This window comes from Alphaproteobacteria bacterium (assembly GCA_030740435.1).
GTDB lineage: Bacteria > Pseudomonadota > Alphaproteobacteria > UBA2966 > UBA2966.
The window spans coordinates 1-16,339 of record JASLXG010000206.1; the positions used below are offsets into that span (position 1 = coordinate 1).

General features: G+C 64.5%; 16 protein-coding genes. 9 read left to right on the forward strand and 7 right to left on the reverse strand.

The window, feature by feature from the left end; translation table 11 throughout:
• On the reverse strand, window positions 1–162 hold a 162-nt coding region (locus QGG75_19685; protein MDP6069451.1), incomplete at its 3' end, for a DUF4372 domain-containing protein.
• 300 nt (window positions 163–462) lie between these two features.
• Between QGG75_19685 and QGG75_19690 the strand changes: the two genes are divergently transcribed.
• The 4 genes from QGG75_19690 to QGG75_19705 all read left to right on the forward strand — a co-directional run bounded on the left by QGG75_19690 (window position 463) and on the right by QGG75_19705 (window position 4,224).
• Window positions 463–2,004 carry a DEAD/DEAH box helicase gene (locus QGG75_19690; GenBank protein MDP6069452.1) on the forward strand — a complete coding sequence of 514 codons (1,542 nt, stop codon included), beginning with the start codon at window positions 463–465 and terminating at the stop codon, window positions 2,002–2,004.
• A 23-nt stretch (window positions 2,005–2,027) separates the two neighbouring features.
• Window positions 2,028–2,267 carry an Lrp/AsnC ligand binding domain-containing protein gene (locus QGG75_19695; GenBank protein ID MDP6069453.1) on the forward strand — a complete coding sequence of 80 codons (240 nt, stop codon included), beginning with the start codon at window positions 2,028–2,030 and terminating at the stop codon, window positions 2,265–2,267.
• 61 nt (window positions 2,268–2,328) lie between these two features.
• The gene (locus QGG75_19700) at window positions 2,329–3,480 is read left to right on the forward strand and encodes an acyl-CoA dehydrogenase family protein (GenBank protein ID MDP6069454.1); all 1,152 of its coding nucleotides are present in this window, start codon (window positions 2,329–2,331) and stop codon (window positions 3,478–3,480) included.
• 24 nt (window positions 3,481–3,504) lie between these two features.
• Complete coding sequence (locus QGG75_19705) at window positions 3,505–4,224, forward strand: aminotransferase class III-fold pyridoxal phosphate-dependent enzyme (protein ID MDP6069455.1); 720 nt, start codon at window positions 3,505–3,507, stop codon at window positions 4,222–4,224.
• Here the strand turns inward: QGG75_19705 and QGG75_19710 are convergent.
• Window positions 4,133–4,729: a sulfatase-like hydrolase/transferase gene (locus tag QGG75_19710; protein MDP6069456.1), complete on the reverse strand. Its 597-nt coding sequence runs from the start codon at window positions 4,727–4,729 to the stop codon at window positions 4,133–4,135. The genes QGG75_19705 and QGG75_19710 overlap by 92 nt on opposite strands.
• Before the next feature lie 345 nt (window positions 4,730–5,074).
• Here QGG75_19710 and QGG75_19715 point away from each other — a divergent pair, with 345 nt between their 5' ends.
• A complete protein-coding gene (locus tag QGG75_19715; protein ID MDP6069457.1) occupies window positions 5,075–5,764 on the forward strand; it encodes an aspartate/glutamate racemase family protein in 690 nt (229 codons plus the stop codon).
• A gap of 50 nt (window positions 5,765–5,814) precedes the next feature.
• Here QGG75_19715 and QGG75_19720 read toward each other — a convergent pair whose 3' ends face one another.
• Together QGG75_19720 and QGG75_19725 are read right to left on the reverse strand one after the other, a co-directional pair.
• On the reverse strand, window positions 5,815–6,603 hold the full coding sequence (locus QGG75_19720; protein ID MDP6069458.1) for an enoyl-CoA hydratase-related protein: 789 nt from the start codon (window positions 6,601–6,603) through the stop codon (window positions 5,815–5,817).
• A 47-nt stretch (window positions 6,604–6,650) separates the two neighbouring features.
• Window positions 6,651–8,372, reverse strand: a complete 1,722-nt coding sequence (locus tag QGG75_19725; GenBank protein MDP6069459.1) for an AMP-binding protein — start codon at window positions 8,370–8,372, stop codon at window positions 6,651–6,653.
• 510 nt (window positions 8,373–8,882) lie between these two features.
• Here QGG75_19725 and QGG75_19730 point away from each other — a divergent pair.
• On the forward strand, window positions 8,883–10,328 hold the full coding sequence (locus tag QGG75_19730) for an alkaline phosphatase D family protein (GenBank protein MDP6069460.1): 1,446 nt from the start codon (window positions 8,883–8,885) through the stop codon (window positions 10,326–10,328).
• Between the two features lie 149 nt (window positions 10,329–10,477).
• On the opposite strand, the gene QGG75_19735 is transcribed toward QGG75_19730, so the two are convergent.
• The 3 genes from QGG75_19735 to QGG75_19745 are packed head-to-tail and all read right to left on the reverse strand — an operon-like array spanning window position 10,478 to window position 14,024.
• Window positions 10,478–12,049 carry a GMC family oxidoreductase gene (locus QGG75_19735; protein ID MDP6069461.1) on the reverse strand — a complete coding sequence of 524 codons (1,572 nt, stop codon included), beginning with the start codon at window positions 12,047–12,049 and terminating at the stop codon, window positions 10,478–10,480.
• Entirely contained in the window at window positions 12,046–12,552 is a 507-nt protein-coding gene (locus tag QGG75_19740; GenBank protein ID MDP6069462.1) for a hypothetical protein, read from the reverse strand. Before QGG75_19740 ends, QGG75_19735 begins: the two co-directional genes overlap by 4 nt.
• Window positions 12,549–14,024 (reverse strand): coniferyl aldehyde dehydrogenase, encoded by a 1,476-nt coding sequence (locus tag QGG75_19745; GenBank protein MDP6069463.1) that lies wholly within the window; start codon window positions 14,022–14,024, stop codon window positions 12,549–12,551. Before QGG75_19745 ends, QGG75_19740 begins: the two co-directional genes overlap by 4 nt.
• 147 nt (window positions 14,025–14,171) lie before the next feature.
• On the opposite strand from QGG75_19745, the gene fabG reads away from it, so the two are divergent.
• Genes fabG through QGG75_19760 form a run of 3 tightly spaced genes read left to right on the forward strand, consistent with a single transcriptional unit; the run spans window position 14,172 to window position 16,290 of the window.
• Window positions 14,172–14,987, forward strand: a complete 816-nt coding sequence (fabG, locus tag QGG75_19750) for a 3-oxoacyl-ACP reductase FabG (protein MDP6069464.1) — start codon at window positions 14,172–14,174, stop codon at window positions 14,985–14,987.
• Window positions 14,984–15,475 carry a MarR family transcriptional regulator gene (locus tag QGG75_19755; GenBank protein MDP6069465.1) on the forward strand — a complete coding sequence of 164 codons (492 nt, stop codon included), beginning with the start codon at window positions 14,984–14,986 and terminating at the stop codon, window positions 15,473–15,475. The genes fabG and QGG75_19755 overlap by 4 nt, the downstream gene beginning before the upstream one ends.
• Window positions 15,472–16,290, forward strand: coding sequence for an enoyl-CoA hydratase family protein (locus QGG75_19760; GenBank protein MDP6069466.1), 819 nt, complete (start codon window positions 15,472–15,474; stop codon window positions 16,288–16,290). Before QGG75_19755 ends, QGG75_19760 begins: the two co-directional genes overlap by 4 nt.
• Window positions 16,291–16,339 lie beyond the last annotated feature (49 nt).

Genomic DNA, 16,339 nt, shown 5'->3' on the forward strand with positions numbered 1-16,339 from the left:
ATGGCGTCCCGAAAGCTGGCCCATCGACAGCGCCACAAACTGCGACCAGCGGCTCATCGAACGCAGGCGGCGGCCTTGATGATGGGTTTTGGCGAGTTCGGCGAATTCATGTCTCGGAACCAGTTTGAGAAACTGGGAAAAAACGCTACAATGATGACTCAAGGCTTGGTTCTCCCTTGTGAATCAATGAGTTATTGGCATACCCATTGTATCACACAGGGCTCAGAACCAAGCCTTTTTCCTTCTCTTTGTGGGACAGCAGTGACTCCGACCCCAGTTTTGTGATCCAGGCCCCCGATCCGCCCATAAATGGTACGCTCGGGGTGGTCGGGAGGAGGCGAGAATGGCTCGGCGGTATTTATCAATCGGCGCTCCAGCGTTGACTTACGCGGGCGCCTGGGCTATTCCGGCGGCCAGTGAGGCGGCAGCCATCCCACGCACGCGCCGAGAACAACAGACCATATGACATTTCCAGACCTCGGGCTCAGCGAGGAAGTCCTGCGGGCCATCGAGGAAGCCGGCTATCACGAGCCAACGCCAATCCAGGACAAAGCCATCCCCTATGTCCTGCAAGGCCGCGACGTGCTCGGCGGGGCCCAGACCGGGACCGGCAAGACGGCGGCCTTTGCGCTGCCCATGATCGACATCCTGGCCCATGGCCGGGCCCGGGCCCGCATGCCCCGCGCCCTGATCCTCGAGCCCACCCGCGAGTTGGCCCATCAGGTGGCCGAGAACTTCGAGCTTTACGGCAAATACCAGAAACTCAGCATGGCACTGCTCATCGGTGGCGTCTCGTTCGTCGATCAGCACAAAAAGATCGATCGCGGCGTCGACGTGCTGATCGCCACACCGGGCCGGCTACTCGACCATTTCGAGCGTGGCGGCCTGATGCTCAGCGGCACCAACCTGCTGGTCATCGACGAGGCCGACCGCATGCTCGACATGGGCTTCATTCCCGACGTCGAGCGCATCGTCAAGCTGCTGCCGCCGCTGCGCCAGACGCTGTTCTTTTCCGCCACCATCATGCCCGAGATCCGCCGCCTGGCCGACAAGTTCCTGATGAACCCCAAGGAAATCAGCGTCGCGCCGCCGACCTCGCCGGCCGAGACCGTCGACCAGAGCCTGATCGTCGTCAACCGGGGCGACAAGCGCGAGGTGCTGCGCCAGATCCTGCGCGAGCGCAAGGTCGAGGCGGCGCTCATATTCTGCAACCGCAAGCGTGACGTCGACATCCTCGGGCGCTCGCTCAAGCGCCACGGCTTCAACGCCGCCGCCTTGCACGGCGACATGGTCCAGACCGTGCGCATGGAGACACTCGACGGCTTCCGCAACCGCGACATCGCCTTCCTGGTGGCCAGCGACGTGGCGGCACGCGGCCTCGATATCTCGGGCCTGCCCTATGTCTTCAATTTCGATGTCCCCAGCCACGCCGAGGACTACATCCACCGCATCGGCCGCACCGGTCGGGCCGGCATGCCCGGCATCTCCGTCACCCTGGCGGCGCCCGACGACAGCAAATACCTGGACGCCATAACCCGGCTGATCGGCAGGGAGATTCCCCTCATGGAAAGCCCGGGCGTCGCGGCCGCGACGCTCGAAGATGACGCTCCAGCGCGGCGCGGACGGGGCCGCGGGCGCGAACGCTCACAGAGCGAGCGCTCGCAAAGCCAAGACCGGCGCCCCCGGCGACGCCAAAGTGCGGCGTCGCCGGCGGCGGCTAGCCCTGAAGCAGAGGCGCCGGCAGCCACGGCCGTGGCTGAACCGCCGACCGAAAAGGCAGCCGAAAAGCCGCGCCGAAGCCGGCGCCCACGACGCGATGAGCAACGCCCGGCGGCCGAAAACGGCGGCCATAAACGGCAAAAACCGCAGCCCGATACCCCGCCTCACGACGGGCCCCAGAAAGCCAAGCCGAGCCGGCGCAAGGGCGCCACCGTGGGCTTTGGCGATCAGGACAGCATCCCGGCTTTCCTGGTGCCGTCTGGCGGCGGCAGTCGGCGGAAATAGGCTCGGGGGATCGGGGAAACACCGTGCAAACCATTTTCATCATGGTCAAATGCGAACTCGGGCGCTGCTATTCGGTGGCCGACGAGGCGGCCAAGGTCGAGCAGATCTCCGAGGTCTATTCGGTATCGGGCCAATACGATCTGTTGATGAAGTGCTACCTCGACGACGGTACCGACATCGGCCATTTCGTCACCGAACGCATCCAGTTGCTGCCCGACGTCAAGGACACCTTTACCATCATGACCTTCAAGGCGTTTTCCTAAAGAAAGCCTGGATTTCAGCTATCATAAGGGGGCCAATCCCAACCAGGGAGATACCCCCGCGATGAATTTCCTCAGCCCCGAACAGATCCTCTGGAAAGAAACCGTCTCCCGCTTCGTCGACCAGGAAGTGGGCCTCGACTACATCCGCCGCTGCGACCGCGAGCGCCAGTACCCCTACGAAGGCTACGCCAAGGTGGCCAAAGAGGGCTGGCTGGGACTGATGGTGCCGGAGGACGAGGGCGGGCTGGGCGGCGACATCTTCTCCTACGCCCTGATGTGCGAGGGGCTGGGCAAGTACGGCTTCGACTTCGCCGCCGCCATCATGGTGCCCACCTTCAACGCCATGAACATCGTCCACCACGGCACGGCCGAGCAGAAGGAACGCTACCTGTCGCCTTTCCTGGCCGGCGAGATGCGCTTTTCGATTTCGATCTCGGAACCGGGCGTCGGTTCCGACGCCGCCAGCGTCACCACCAGGGCTCGCGAGGAGGATGGGGCCAAGGGGGGTGGTTGGGTGCTGAATGGGCAAAAACTCTGGTGCAGCGGCGCCCTGGCCGACAACGCCGTCCTCAACATGCTGGTGCGCACCGATCCCGAAGCCCCCAAGCACCAAGGGCTTTCGGTCTTTTTGGTGCCCAACACCACGCCGGGGCTCGACATCCGGCCGCTGACCACGCTGGCGCGCCGCGCCACCGGCACCACCGAGATCTTCATCGACGATTGCCGCCTGCCCGCTTCGGCGCTCCTGGGCCGGCCGGGCGAGGGCTGGAAGATCATCACCGGAACCCTCGAGCTCGAACGCGTGGCGGTCTGCGCCGCTTACGTCGGCAACGCCCAGACCGTGGTCGACAAGTCGCTCCGCTACGCCCACGACCGCATCCAGTTCGATCGGCCGATCTTCGATTTCCAAACCATCAAGCACACGCTGGCCGACATGCAGACCCAGGTCGACGCCGCCCGCCTGATGGTCTACCGGGCCGCCGAGCTGGCGACCGCCGGCGAGCCCTGCTCGGCCCAGGTGGCGATGGCCAAGCTGTTTGCCTCGGAAACCTTGCAGACGGTGTCGCGCCAAGGCCTGCAGATCCACGGCGGCCACGGCATGGTGCCGGAGCACGACGTCGAGCGCTATTTCCGCGAAGGCATGCAGTCGACAGTGGGCGGCGGCACCTCGCAGATCCAGCGCACCATCATCGCCAAGTCGATGGTGCCTTAGCCAAGTTGTGATGGGAAACAGGTGATGAGCGACGACCGAGACCACCAGGTCTTCCGCTACGGCGGAAATTTCGCCGAGCAACGCATCGTGCGCTCTGATGGCCCTTACATTTACGACGACGAGGACCGTGAAATCCTCGATTTCACGTCCGGCCAGATGAGCGGCATTCTCGGTCACGGCCATCCCGAGATCGTCGCCGTGGTGCGCGACATGGTGGCTGAACTGGATCACCTGCACAGCGGTTTTCTGTCCGCCCCGGTGACCGAATTCGCCGCCGCCCTGGCCGACATGCTGCCCGCCGGGCTCGACCGGGTGCTGCCGTTATCCACGGGTGGCGAAGCGAACGAGGCGGCGCTGAGGATGGCCAAGACCTACACCGGCGGTTTCGAGGTCGTGGCCTTCGACCGCTCGTGGCACGGGGTTACCGGCGGCGCCGCCGCCACCACCTATGCCGGCGGCCGGCGCGGCCATGGTCCCACCGTCGCGGGGATTTTGACCCTGCCCACACCGCACGCCTACCGCTCGCCCTTCAATCGCGACGGCCGCTACGACTGGCGCCAGGAGTTCGAATTCGGCTGGGACATGATCGACCGCCAGTCGACCGGCCAGTTGGCCGCCGTCATCGTCGAGCCCATCCTCAGCGCCGGCGGTATCATCGAGCTGCCCGAGGGCTACCTGGCGGCGCTGCAGGAAAGCCTGTCTCCTCCAGCGCCGACAGGATCTGTCCGACATTGTGATCGGTGAACGAGACCAGGCCAAAATAGGCGGCGATCGCGGTCAAGCGTTCCTCTTCGTCGCGAAACTGGCTTTCGCTGTCCATGAACCCGGCTTGGGCCTTCGGCCAGGGATGGGGGATGTGGCCGTCGCGTGGATGCAGCTTGCTGGGAGGTAGCTGATCCAAGGGGTAAAGATCAAAGAACTCCGGCGGCGCCAGCAAGGGAAAATGCGGCGCCACCAGACCGACATAGAGACACCAGGGCCTCTCGTCGCCGCCTCGTTGGCGGTCCTCCAGCCATTCGATGGTGCGCCGGGTGATGGCCCGGTCGTAGTCGGTGTATTTCGATGTCCCGGCGCCGATATGGTTCCCCAGCATGCGGGCGTTGGGATCCTTGACCTGCGATGGATTGCGGATCGATCCCCAGACCATGCCGACGCCGTCGACCACATGCATGGGAATGTGTTGGACGTCGAAACCGGCCTCGTCTTCGACCTGGCGGTAATGCAGCTTGCCAATGGATTCGACCGGCACACCGGCTTCCTGCAGAGCCTGACGTGTTCGACCGTTTCGCTTTCCATGCGTTCACTCCTTGGAGCTGGTCTTCCAGTTGGAGCGCGCGATGGCACTGAACGAGCAAAACAGTGCATGATTGATTTTTGACATAGCTGAATAACTCTTTGAAATATCATGGCAGGAAAAAGATTGAGCGCGTAGAGACCGGGGGGCGAATCGAGAAGCGGATTTGAGCAGCCTCCGCCGCTCTCCGAGCGGATGCCACACAGCCGCAAGGATTCGCTCGACCATCATGGATAGCGTACCATCGCGTCCTCGGCTTTTGGGGAGGAAGCTGGCCGATGAGCATTTCGGAGTATCTTCGTGAGAACAATCGGAATCCTTGGCGGAATGTCGGCGGCATCGACACAGACCTATTACCGCGAGCTATGTGACTTGACACGGGCGCGTCTCGGCGGCCTTCACTCGCCGGAATTGCTGATCCGTTCACTTGATTTCGCCCGCATCGAAGCGCTTCAGATGAAAGGAGAGTGGGAAATTGCCGGCGCTATCCTCAACGACGAGGCAAAGGCGCTGGAACGCGGAGGCGCCGGCCTGATCGTTCTCGCGACCAACACGATGCACAAGCTGGCAAGCCAGATGATGAACGGCGTGACGATTCCTGTGATCCATATAGCGGATGCAACGGCTCGGGCAATCAAAGCAATGGAACTCGGGATGCCCGGACTGATGGCGACTGCCTTCACCATGGAGCAGTCTTTCTTTACCGACAGGCTGGTTGCCGCCGGTCTAAACCCCGTTCTGCCAAATGACGCGGACCGTGCCGAGACCCATCGCATCATATATGAAGAGCTGTGCCTGGACGTTACCACGAAGCGGAGCGAGGCGGCCTATGTCGCGATCGCGAAGCGGCTGGTCGAAGGGGGGGCTGACAGTTTGATATTGGGATGTACCGAGGTGGGAATGCTGCTCAACCAAGGCAACGTCCAGGTATCGGTTTTCGACACGACGCTCATCCATTGTTCGATCGCCCTGGATTTCGCCCTTGAATGACCGGTTCGAGCCGTGTGCCGCGGGCACCGTCCGAGAGCTGAACGCGGGCCTCAGGAATTCCAGCGCGGCGGGCGTTTTTCGTTGAAGGCGGCGATGCCTTCCTCGAAATCGGGGCTCTTGAGTATGCCGGCAACCTCGGCCTGGGCGAAAGCAAACGACGGGCCCAGTGCCATGTCGCGCATGGCCCGCATGGCCAGGCGGCCACGGCGCACCGTCTGGGGCGCGTTGGCGACGATCAATCCGAGCAAGGCGTCGAGCCGGGCATCGAGCTGGGCCCGGGGCACGACGTGGTTGACCAGGCCGATCTCGGCCGCCCGGGCGGCCGAGATAGCCTCGCCGGTGAGGCAGAGCTCCAAGAGCGTGCGGTAGGGCACCAGGCGCTGCAGATAGGTATTGATGAGCAGCGGAAAAAGGCCGATGCGCGCCTCGGGCAAGGCGAACTTGGCGTCATCTGTCGCCACCGCCAGGTCGCACATGGCCAACAGCCCCATGCCGCCGGCCATGGCGTGGCCGTTGACGCGGGCGACCAGCGGTTTCGACAACCGCTCGACGACGTGGAAAAGATCGACGATGGGATGGTTGAAGCGCTGGCTGCCGCGTTCGACGGGGCTGTATTCGGTGTCGGGTTTGAGATCGGCCCCGGCCGAGAAGGCCTTGTCGCCGGCACCGGTAATGACGATGGCGCGGATTTCGGGATCCTGTTCGGCGTTGCTCAGCGCCTCCCGCAAGGCGCTGAAGATCGGCACGGTGAGCGCGTTGCGCCGCTCGGGCCGATTGACGGTCAGGCGCAGAATCTGGCCATCGTGCTGAATGAGGACAACGTCGTCGGCATTGCTCATGGCTGAAATCCCTCGTCCGTCAGACCGTGCCTGTCAGGCGGTGCCTGTCAGGCCGTGTCTGCGACTTTCAGGTCGAGCTCATCGATCATGCTATCGCGCATCTTGAACTTCTGGGCCTTGCCGGTGACCGTCATCGGCAGTTCGCTGCGAAAGCGCACATGGCGGGGAATCTTGAAATGCGCGATCTGGTCGCGGCAGAAGGCCTTGATGTCGTCCTCCGTGGCGCTCTCACCGGCCTTGAGCACGATCCAGGCGCAAATCTCCTCGCCGAACTTGGCGTCGGGCACGCCGAAGACCTGCACTTCCTGCACCGCGGGGTGGCGGTAGAGATAGTCCTCGACCTCTTTGGGATAAACGTTCTCGCCGCCCCGGATCAGCATGTCCTTGACCCGCCCGGTGATGTTGCCGTAGCCCTCCGCGTCGATGGTCGCGAGATCGCCGGTATGCATCCAGCCGTCGCCGTCGATGGCCTCCGCCGTGCGCTCGGGCTCGTCCCAGTAGCCCTTCATGACCGACCAGCCGCGGGTACAAAGCTCGCCCTGCTGTCCCGGCGCCACGGTCTGGCCGCTGTCGTCGATCACCTTGCACTCGACATGGGGCAAAACGCGGCCAACGGTAGAGACCCGGCGCTCCAGTGATTCGTCCGCGGCGGTCTGGAAAGAGACCGGACTGGTCTCGGTCATGCCGTAAGCGATGGTCATTTCCGCGAGGTTCATCTCGCTGACACAACGCTTCATGACCTCGATCGGGCAAGGCGCGCCAGCCATCACCCCGGTACGCAGCGCGGAAAAGTCGAAGCTCGCCAGATCGGCATGCTGCAACATACCGACGAACATGGTGGGCACGCCATAAACGGAGGTGCATTTCTCCCCGGCCAGTGCCTTGAGGGCCGAATCGGCATCGAAAGCTTCGGCGGGAAAGACCATGGTGGCACCCGTGGTGGCGCAGCCCAGCGAGCCCATGACCATGCCGAAACAGTGATAAAGCGGCACCGGGATACAGAGCCGGTCGTGCTCGGTGAAGTGCTGGGCAGCCACCACGAAACGGCCGTTGTTGACGATATTGGTGTGCGTCAGCGTCGCCCCCTTGGGAGCGCCGGTGGTGCCGGAAGTGAACTGGATGTTGATGGCATCGTCGGGGGCAAGAGCGGCCGAGATGGCGTCGAGATCGACCTCGACATCGTGGCCATCGGCCACCACATCATCGAAGCAGAGCATCCCGGGCACGGTTTCGTTGCTCATGTGGATGACGGTTTTCAGGTCGGGAAGCTTGGCTGCCGAGAGCGCCCCCGGGGCACACTTCGCGAGCTCAGGCGCCAAGGTCTGGAGCATGCCGACATAGTCGCTGGTTTTGTGGCTGTTGGCGGTGACCAGGGCTTTGCAGCCGACCTTGTTGAGGACGTACTCGACCTCCACCACACGGTAAGCCGGGTTGATGGTCACCAGCACGACGCCGAGCCGCGCGGTGGCGAACTGGGTCAGCAGCCACTCGTAGCGGTTAGGCGACCAGATGCCGACGCGGTCGCCGGTGCGCAGGCCCAGCCCATGGAGACCGGCGGCCAGGGCATCGACCTGGGCATCCAACTCCGACCAGGTCCAGCGCACGCCCTGTTCGACGAAGACGGCCGCCTCGCGCCCTGGAAAAGCGGCGACGGATTGTTTGAGCACATCCGGAATCGTGCGCCGCCAGAGCTCCGGGGCCTCATCGCCCTTGACATGGGCCTGCCCTTCAAGCGGCCGAGAATCGTATTTTTTGTTTTCTGCAGTCATTGTTCCCTGTCTCCCGAAAGGGGGGTCGGTCGAAGCGGACAAATCCGAACATTCCCAAGATAATCATGTTACCACCACTTCCGGGTATTGGGGCCAACCAGCGGCGAGGATTTGTTGGCCTCACGAACCCCAAGGTCTTGCGCCCGACTACGAGCAAAACGCTTTCAGTGATGCCGAAAAAGTAGAAAACCTCCGTCTCATGGGCTCGCGAGATGATCGAAAGGCTGCAAGGATGCGGAAGCGACGAACAAAGGCCGGAGATTGTTGTTTTGGCGTGAAGGCCGGCTCGGCCAGAGCGTCGGGTTTACCCCCAATTTCGGACGATCCGGGCCGGGTTCCGAACTATCGCGAGCAGCCAATTCCGGACCTGGGAATGCCTGTGGCGAGGTTTGGCTTGGGTTCGGAGCGGTATCTTCGGCGAGCCAAAAACTATTGCCGGTTTTCGGGTCGGCGATTTACATCTCGAACAGGTAATCCGACACTACTTGGAAAGGCGGTTCTTATTTGCAGGTGTCGCCAAGCAGTGTGTTTTGTCTCGGTATCGGGCGCAGGAGGACTTTGATTGGCAAGGCAATTATCGGATTCGACATGAGGCCTTATTTCGCATTCAAAATCTTATTGCCGCTCCTGCTCGTTTTCAGCTCGATCGAAGGGAGGGCAGGAGCGGGCGAGCCTCTGGCAACCGTCGAACTGGGGCCGCTGCTCGGCTACGTCGGACCGGCGGAGGCACTTATCTGGATCAAGGCTTCGGGGCCAGCCAGCGCAGGAGTGATCGTTGGGGAGAGCGCCGATCTGCAAGAGGGAAGAGCGGTTGCCGGGCCGGACCTGAAAGCCGAATCCGACTACATGGGCGTCACACGGGTGACCGAGCTCAGGCCGGCGAAGCGCTATTTCTACAAGGCGACGCTCGATGGAAAACCCGCCCCGGGTTCGCCTCATTCCTTCGTCACGGCGCCCTCCGCAGGCTCCCGGGGGCATCTCCGCTTCGCCTTCATTTCCTGCATCGGCGGCTTCGAAGATCAGCTCCACCAGCGCTGGGTCAAGGATTCCGTCATGGCGGCGTGGCGGGCGCTTGCGGACGTTCCCGTCGATTTCGTCCTGCATTTGGGCGACAACGTCTACGCGGAATCGAAGGACGTAGCTGTCCTGCGTCGCATGTATTACTGGCACCGCGGGCTGCGACCCTACCGCCGGGTCATGGCTGTCACTCCGATGCTGGCGATCTGGGACGACTGGGACTACGCCGGCGGCACCGCCTTCGGGGATGGTGACGGCACTGCCGTCGGCAAGCAGCAGGTGTTGCGCACTTTCAAGGAATTGTGGGCCAACCCGTCCTACGGTCAGCCCACCGATCCCGGTATCTATTTCAAATTCTCCTGGGGCGACGTGGAATTTTTCATGCTCGACGTTCGCTATCACAGGTCGCCGAATGTTTCCGAAGACGACGGTCAAAAGACTATGTTGGGTCCGACCCAGTTGGCATGGCTGAAACGAGAGTTGGCCGGGTCCAAGGCGACGCTCAGGTTTCTCGTCAGCGGCAACCAGTGGACTAGCTCGGGAACATCAGACTCTTGGCGGAGCTTCACGAGGGAGCGAAACGGGCTGTTCGACTTCATCCGCGACAGCGGCATTGAAGGGGTCGTATTGCTCTCCGGGGATCGCCACCTGACGGCCGGATACCAGGTGCAGCAGCGCTTCATCGAAATCACCTCGTCACCCTTCGCCACAAGAAACCATGGCGCACCTTCGCGTCCCCAAGAGATGTTCATGCTGCACGACCAAGGGCACTTTTTCGTCGTGCTGGACGCGGATACGCGAACCAAGCCGCCCCGTCTTGTCGTCGAGGTGCACCGTGTGAGCAAGGGTATGGTGCGCCGCCGCCCTTTGAAGTGGAAGGAGATCAACGGGAAAGTTCGCATACCCACCTGCGAGTTTTCCTTCGACTGCCGAAACTGATCCGTTGCAACGATGCGTTTCGCCGTGTTGGCTTGGGGTCAACCGCGTCGTTTAGGCCCCGCCCCCGGCATGCTCGCTCTACCCCCAGCAACGGACGCCCAGGTGTCGAATGCCGACGACCCGGCCTGCCATATTCAACAGCTCGCTCGTTAACTTCCACCCAGCTCGCGCGCCAGCTCCGTCGCCAGCTTGCTGGCCAGGGCAAAAATCGTGAGCTGGGGGTTGACGCCCAGGCTGGTGGGAAAGAGCGAGCCGTCGAGCACCGAAAGTCCCTCGACCTGATGGTGGCGGCCGCGGCTGTCGACGACAGCCTGCTTGGGGTTCTGGCCCATGGCGCAGCCGCCCATGACGTGGGCCGAAAAGAGCCCGGCGTGGTGGGCCGCCATGGCCAGTTGGGAAATTCCTTCACGCGCCTCGGGCCAGGAGCGATAGGGTTGGGCTTCGGTATGCTGGGGCAATACGCTCTCGGCCCCGGCGGCGAACTGCAACTCGGCCATGGAAAGATAGGCCCGTTTGAGGCCGTCCTCGAGGCGGCCGTTGAGACGGTAATCGAGCTCGGGGCTGCCGTCGTCCCGGAGCCGCACCGTGCCGCCGGGCTCGTGCGTGTTGAAGCCGTCGCGCATCAGCGCGATCATGGCCTGGGTGTCGGCGAAGCGGGCCATCATCTCGGCGTGCAGCCGCCCGTGCAGGCGAAACACCGTGGCGCCGAGCAGCGGATGCACTGGCGGCACCTCGAGCTTGTAGCCGAGCTTGCCGCCGCCGGGCCACAAGAAGTGATCGCTGTAAATCGATTGCGGCGCCCCCTCGAAGGCGCGCACGGGCTCCGGCATCAGGGCCGTGGAAACGTTCACCAGGTGCAGGAAGGTGCGCTTGCCGAGGCGATGATGGGGATCCGGAAGCCCCGAGCGCAGCAGCAGGCCAGGGCTGCCGATGGCGCCGCCGGCCGCCACCACATGGCGGGCCGTAATCATGGCGCGGTGGCCATTGGGGCGGATGCCGCGGCGCTCCAGGGCCCGGCATTCGAGGCCGCGCACGCGGCCGCGGCGCTGCAGCACGCGTTCGGCCCGGACCCGGGTGAGCAGCGTCGCCCCGGCCGCCAAGACGCCGGGGACGGCGGTCAGCAGCATCGATTGCTTGGCATCGACCGGGCAGCCCAGGCCGCAATAGCCGAGATCCTGGCAACCGCGCACGTTGCGGCTGATGACGCCGTGCCGCCAGCCCAGGCGGCGGGCCCCGCGGGCCAGGGCGGCGTTGTTGGGGTTGGGCTCATAATCCCAGGGCTCGATGCCCAGGCGCTGCTCGAGGGCGGCGAACCAGGGCGCCAGATCGCCAGGACCCAGGCCCACGACGTTCCAGACCTCGGCCCAGTGGGCCAGGGTCTGCGCGGGTGTGCGAAAACTGGTGGTCCAGTTGACCGTCGTCGAGCCACCGACGGTGCGGCCCTGGAGCAGACTGATGGCCTTATCGGCGGTCTTGCGGCCGGCCGATTCCTGGTAGAGCTCCTGGTAGGCGTCGGCTTCCTTGAGGGTGAAATCGGCGGCCTGGTTGTAGCCCCCCTCCTCCACCAGCACCACCTCGAGCCCGGCCCGTGCCAGCACCTCGGCCGCCATGGCACCGCCGGCACCGCTACCGACCACGGCCACGTCGGCGGCGAGATGCAGGTCGTCGGCTATGGCGCTGCCGTCGAAGACGTTGTGGGGACCGGGAAGCAGGCCCGTCATGTTAGCTCCGGCGGCCCGGGATAGCCGATGCGCGGCCAGGATTGCGGATCGCCGTACCAGGCCGCGAAGACCAACTCGTGCAGTGCGAAATAAGCCACCCGCAGCAACCCCAGCCGGCTCTGCCGCCAGTCACTGAGAAAGGCCTCCAGGCGTTCGGGCGAAACCTCGGGCCAGTCGTCCCACAACCCCGTCAGCAAAAGCCGTGTGGGGGCAAAGCCTAGCAGATCGAAAAGCTGCCGAAGCTCGGCCTGAGTGGACAGCGGCAGCCCGGCCACGGCGCGCTCGACGCCGGCCACCACGGCGGCGATGGCGGCCGGGCGATCATCGCCCGTGGGCAGTGCGCCGGCCAGCAGCACCGGCGCCAAGGCGCCAAAGAGGGCACGATCCGGACCCTTCAAAGAGCCGCCCGAGGCGGTGGCGGCGGCGGTGCTGGGTAACAGCGTCGCCAGCAGCCCCAGCCGCAGCGCCTCGCGGCGCGAAAAAAGCGCGGCGGTGCCGCTCACCGGCCGATGAGCGTCTTTAGCATCGTGCGGGCCAGCTTGCCGTAGGGCGGGTGCATCAGCGCCGTGCCGTTGAGGCGGCTTTGGCGGAACACGCCCTTCTTGTGCGAAAAGCTCTCGAAGCCGTCGAAACCGTGGTAGCGGCCCATGCCGCTGGGCCCGACGCCGCCAAAGGGCAAGGCTTCCTGGGCCACGTGCAGCAGCGTCTCGTTGATCGAGACGCCGCCCGAGACGGTTTCCCCGAGCACTCGTTCGATGCGCCTGGCGTCGCTGTCGAAATAGTAGAGCGCCAGCGGCCGTGGCCGGGCCGCCACATCGGCCAGGGCATCGTCGAGCACGCGGTAGCTGCGGATAGGCAGGATGGGTCCGAAGATCTCGTCCTGCATGACCTGCATCCGGTCGCTGGGCTCGATGACCAGCTTGGGCGCCAGCTTGAGCCCGGGGCCCGGGCCGCCGGCCGTAAGATCCTCGCCGGCCGGGTTGATCTCGATGACCTGGGCGCCCTGATCGACGGCGTCCTCGACAAGGCCATTGAGGCGGGCGAAGTGGCGTTCGTTGACGATGGCGCTGTAATCGGGATTGTCGCCGAGCCGAGGATACATGCGGGCCACGAACAGCTTGATCTGGGCCACCAGGGCATCGAGCGTGCCCTCCGGCGTCAGCACGTAGTCGGGCGCGATGCAGGTCTGGCCGGCATTCAAGAGCTTGCCGGCGACGATCGAGCGGGCGGCGCGTTCGAGATCGAAGCCCGGCGCCACGATGACCGGCGACTTGCCGCCCAGTTCCAGCGTCAGCGGCGTCAGGTTCGCGGCCGCCGCCCGCATCACCAGGCGGCCGACGCGGGTCGAGCCGGTGAACAGCAGATGGTCGAAGGGCAGCCCGGCCATGACCTCGCCCAGCGTCACACCGCCGGTGACCACCGCCACCTGATCCTCGGCAAAGGTATCGGCGATCAGGTTCTCGATCAGATCGGCTGTGCGCGGCACCAACTCGGAAGGCTTGATCATCGCCCGGTTGCCCGCCGCCAGGACGCCGATCAGCGGACTCAGCGCCAGATAAAAGGGATAGTTCCAGGGCGAGATGATGCCCACCACGCCGAGCGGCTGATAGACCACCTGGGCCCGGGCCGGCAGGAAGGGCAGCGATACCGGCCGGCGGCGAGGCCGCATCCAGCGTCCCAGGTGGCGCCGCGCATGGCGGATGGTGTCGACCGTGGTGTAGACCTCGGCCAGCGCCGTCTCGACCGGCGAACGGTGGCCGAAATCGGCGGCGATGGCTTCGGCGATGGCGACTTGGTTGGCCAGCACCGCCTTCAACAGCTTGTCGAGATCGGCCCGGCGCTGGGCCGCCCCCGGCGTGCCCTCGCGGACTGCCGCGGCACGCTGGTCCGCCAGCACGCCGGCCAGCCGTTCCTCGGTGATGGGGGAGCGCTTGGGCCCGCTCCCACCCAGCGGATGCAACACCGCAACAGTCATTGCCCCCTCCCGCAAGAAAACCGCCGCCCGCTTGGCGTTATATCATGAATTGGCGCCGAATTTCGGGAAACTTGTGGCGAGAAACTTGCCCAAGCGGCGGATGGTATTTTATACTTAAAACAATTGTCCGAAGAACGGATTTCCACGATGCCCCCCAGTTTGTCAGAGGCGCCGCCACAGGGCCGCCCCCTGGCCGGCCGCCACGCCGTGGTCACCGGTGGCAGCCGCGGCATCGGCGCCGCCATCGCCGCTGAGCTAGCCGGGCTGGGAGCCGACCTCACGCTAATGGGCCGCAACAGCGAGGCGCTGGGACAGCAACGCGAAATCCTGATCGCCACCCATGGCGGCCAGGTCTTCCACTACCAGGTCGACGTGGGCCAGGCCGACCAGGTGGCCCAGAGATTCGAGTGGGCGGCTAACACCCTGGGCCCGGTCGCTATCCTGGTCAACAACGCCGGCATCTCGCCCAGCGCGCCCTTTCACCGGGTCGACGAAGCGCTCTGGCACGAGGTCATGGAGACCAACCTCTCGGGCCCCTTTCGCTGCACCCAGGCAGTGCTGCCGGCAATGCTCGAGGCCGGCTGGGGGCGCGTCGTCAACATCGCCTCGACGGCCGGCAAGATAGGTTATCGTTACGTTACGGCCTATTGTGCGGCCAAGCACGGCCTGATCGGGCTGACGCGTTCGCTGGCACTGGAGGTGGCGCAAAAGGGCGTCACAGTGAACGCCGTCTGTCCGGGCTTCACCGCTACCGCCATCGTCTCCGAATCGGTGGCCGAGATCGTCGCCAAGACGGGGCGGACGGACGCCGAGGCGCTGGCCGAGATCACCAAGTACAACCCCCAGGGCCGGCTGATCGAGCCCATCGAGGTGGCCCAGGCCGTGGCTTGGCTCTGCCTGCCCTCCTCGGGCGCCGTGACCGGCCAGTCGATCATGGTCGACGGCGGCGAGGCCATGCCGTGAGCGAGGTCGGCGATCTCGAATCGGCGCTTGCCGACGGCGGCCAGCCCGAGCTCAGAACCTGGCTCAGGCTGTTGACCTGTTCGACCCTGATCGAGCAGCAGGTGCGCCGGCACCTGCGGCGGCGCTTCGCCACGACGCTGCCGCGCTTCGACATGCTGGCCCAGCTCGATCGCGGCCGGAATTTGACCATGAGCGAGCTTTCGCACCGGCTCATGGTCTCCAACGGCAACGTCACCGGACTGATCGATCGCCTGGTCAAGGAGGGGCTGGTCTCGCGCTCGCCGGCGCCCGACGACCGGCGCAGCCAGATGGTGCGCCTGACGAACAAGGGTCAATGCGCCTTCGACGCCATGCTGCCCATCCACAACGGCTGGATCGAAGACCTGATCGGCGGCCTCGAGCAGGCCGAAATGAAACAACTGCTGGCCCTGCTGGCAAAACTGAAACGTTCCCTCATCAACGCCAAGCAAACAGGAGACATGAGATGAAAATCGTCGACCCCGCCGCCATCAAGCCCGAACACTTCCTTTGGACCGTAGACGGCTACGTCGCCACCATGACGCTCAACAACCCGTCGCGCAAAAACCCACTGACCTTCGACAGCTACGGCGAGATCCGCGACGTCTTTCGCGAGTTGCAGTTCGTCGACGACGTCCGGGCCGTGGTGATAACCGGCGCCGAGGACAACTTCTGCTCGGGCGGCGACGTGCACGACATCATCGGCCCGCTGGTGCGCATGGACATGCCGGACCTTTTGAAGTTCACCCACATGACGGGCGAGGCCATCAAGGCCATCCGGGCCTGTCCCCAGCCCGTGATATCGGCCATCGACGGCATCTGCGCCGGTGCCGGCGCCATCCTGGCCATGGCCTCGGACCTGCGCTACGGAACAGCCGCCGCCAAGGTGGCGTTCCTCTTCAATCGCGTCGGACTGGCCGGCTGCGACATGGGCGCCTGCGCCATACTGCCGCGCATCATCGGCCAGGGCCGGGCCAGCGATCTCTTGTATACCGGGCGCTCCATGAGCGGCGAGGAAGGCGAACGCTGGGGCTTCTTCAACAGGCTTTGCGACAGCGAGAACCTGCTGGCCGAGGCCCAAGAGATGGCGGCGCGCCTGGCCAACGGTCCCTCCTTCGCCAACGCCATGACCAAGCGCGCGCTGCACCAGGAATGGACCATGGGCATAGACGAGGCCATCGAGGCCGAAGCCCAGTCCCAGGCCATCTGCATGATGACCAAGGATTACAAGCGCGCCTACGACGCCTTCGTGGCCAAGGAAAAGCCCGCATTCGAGGGTAATTAGCTTTACGGGATGTTGGGTGGGTTGGCATAGCGCTACACTGTGCCGGCCC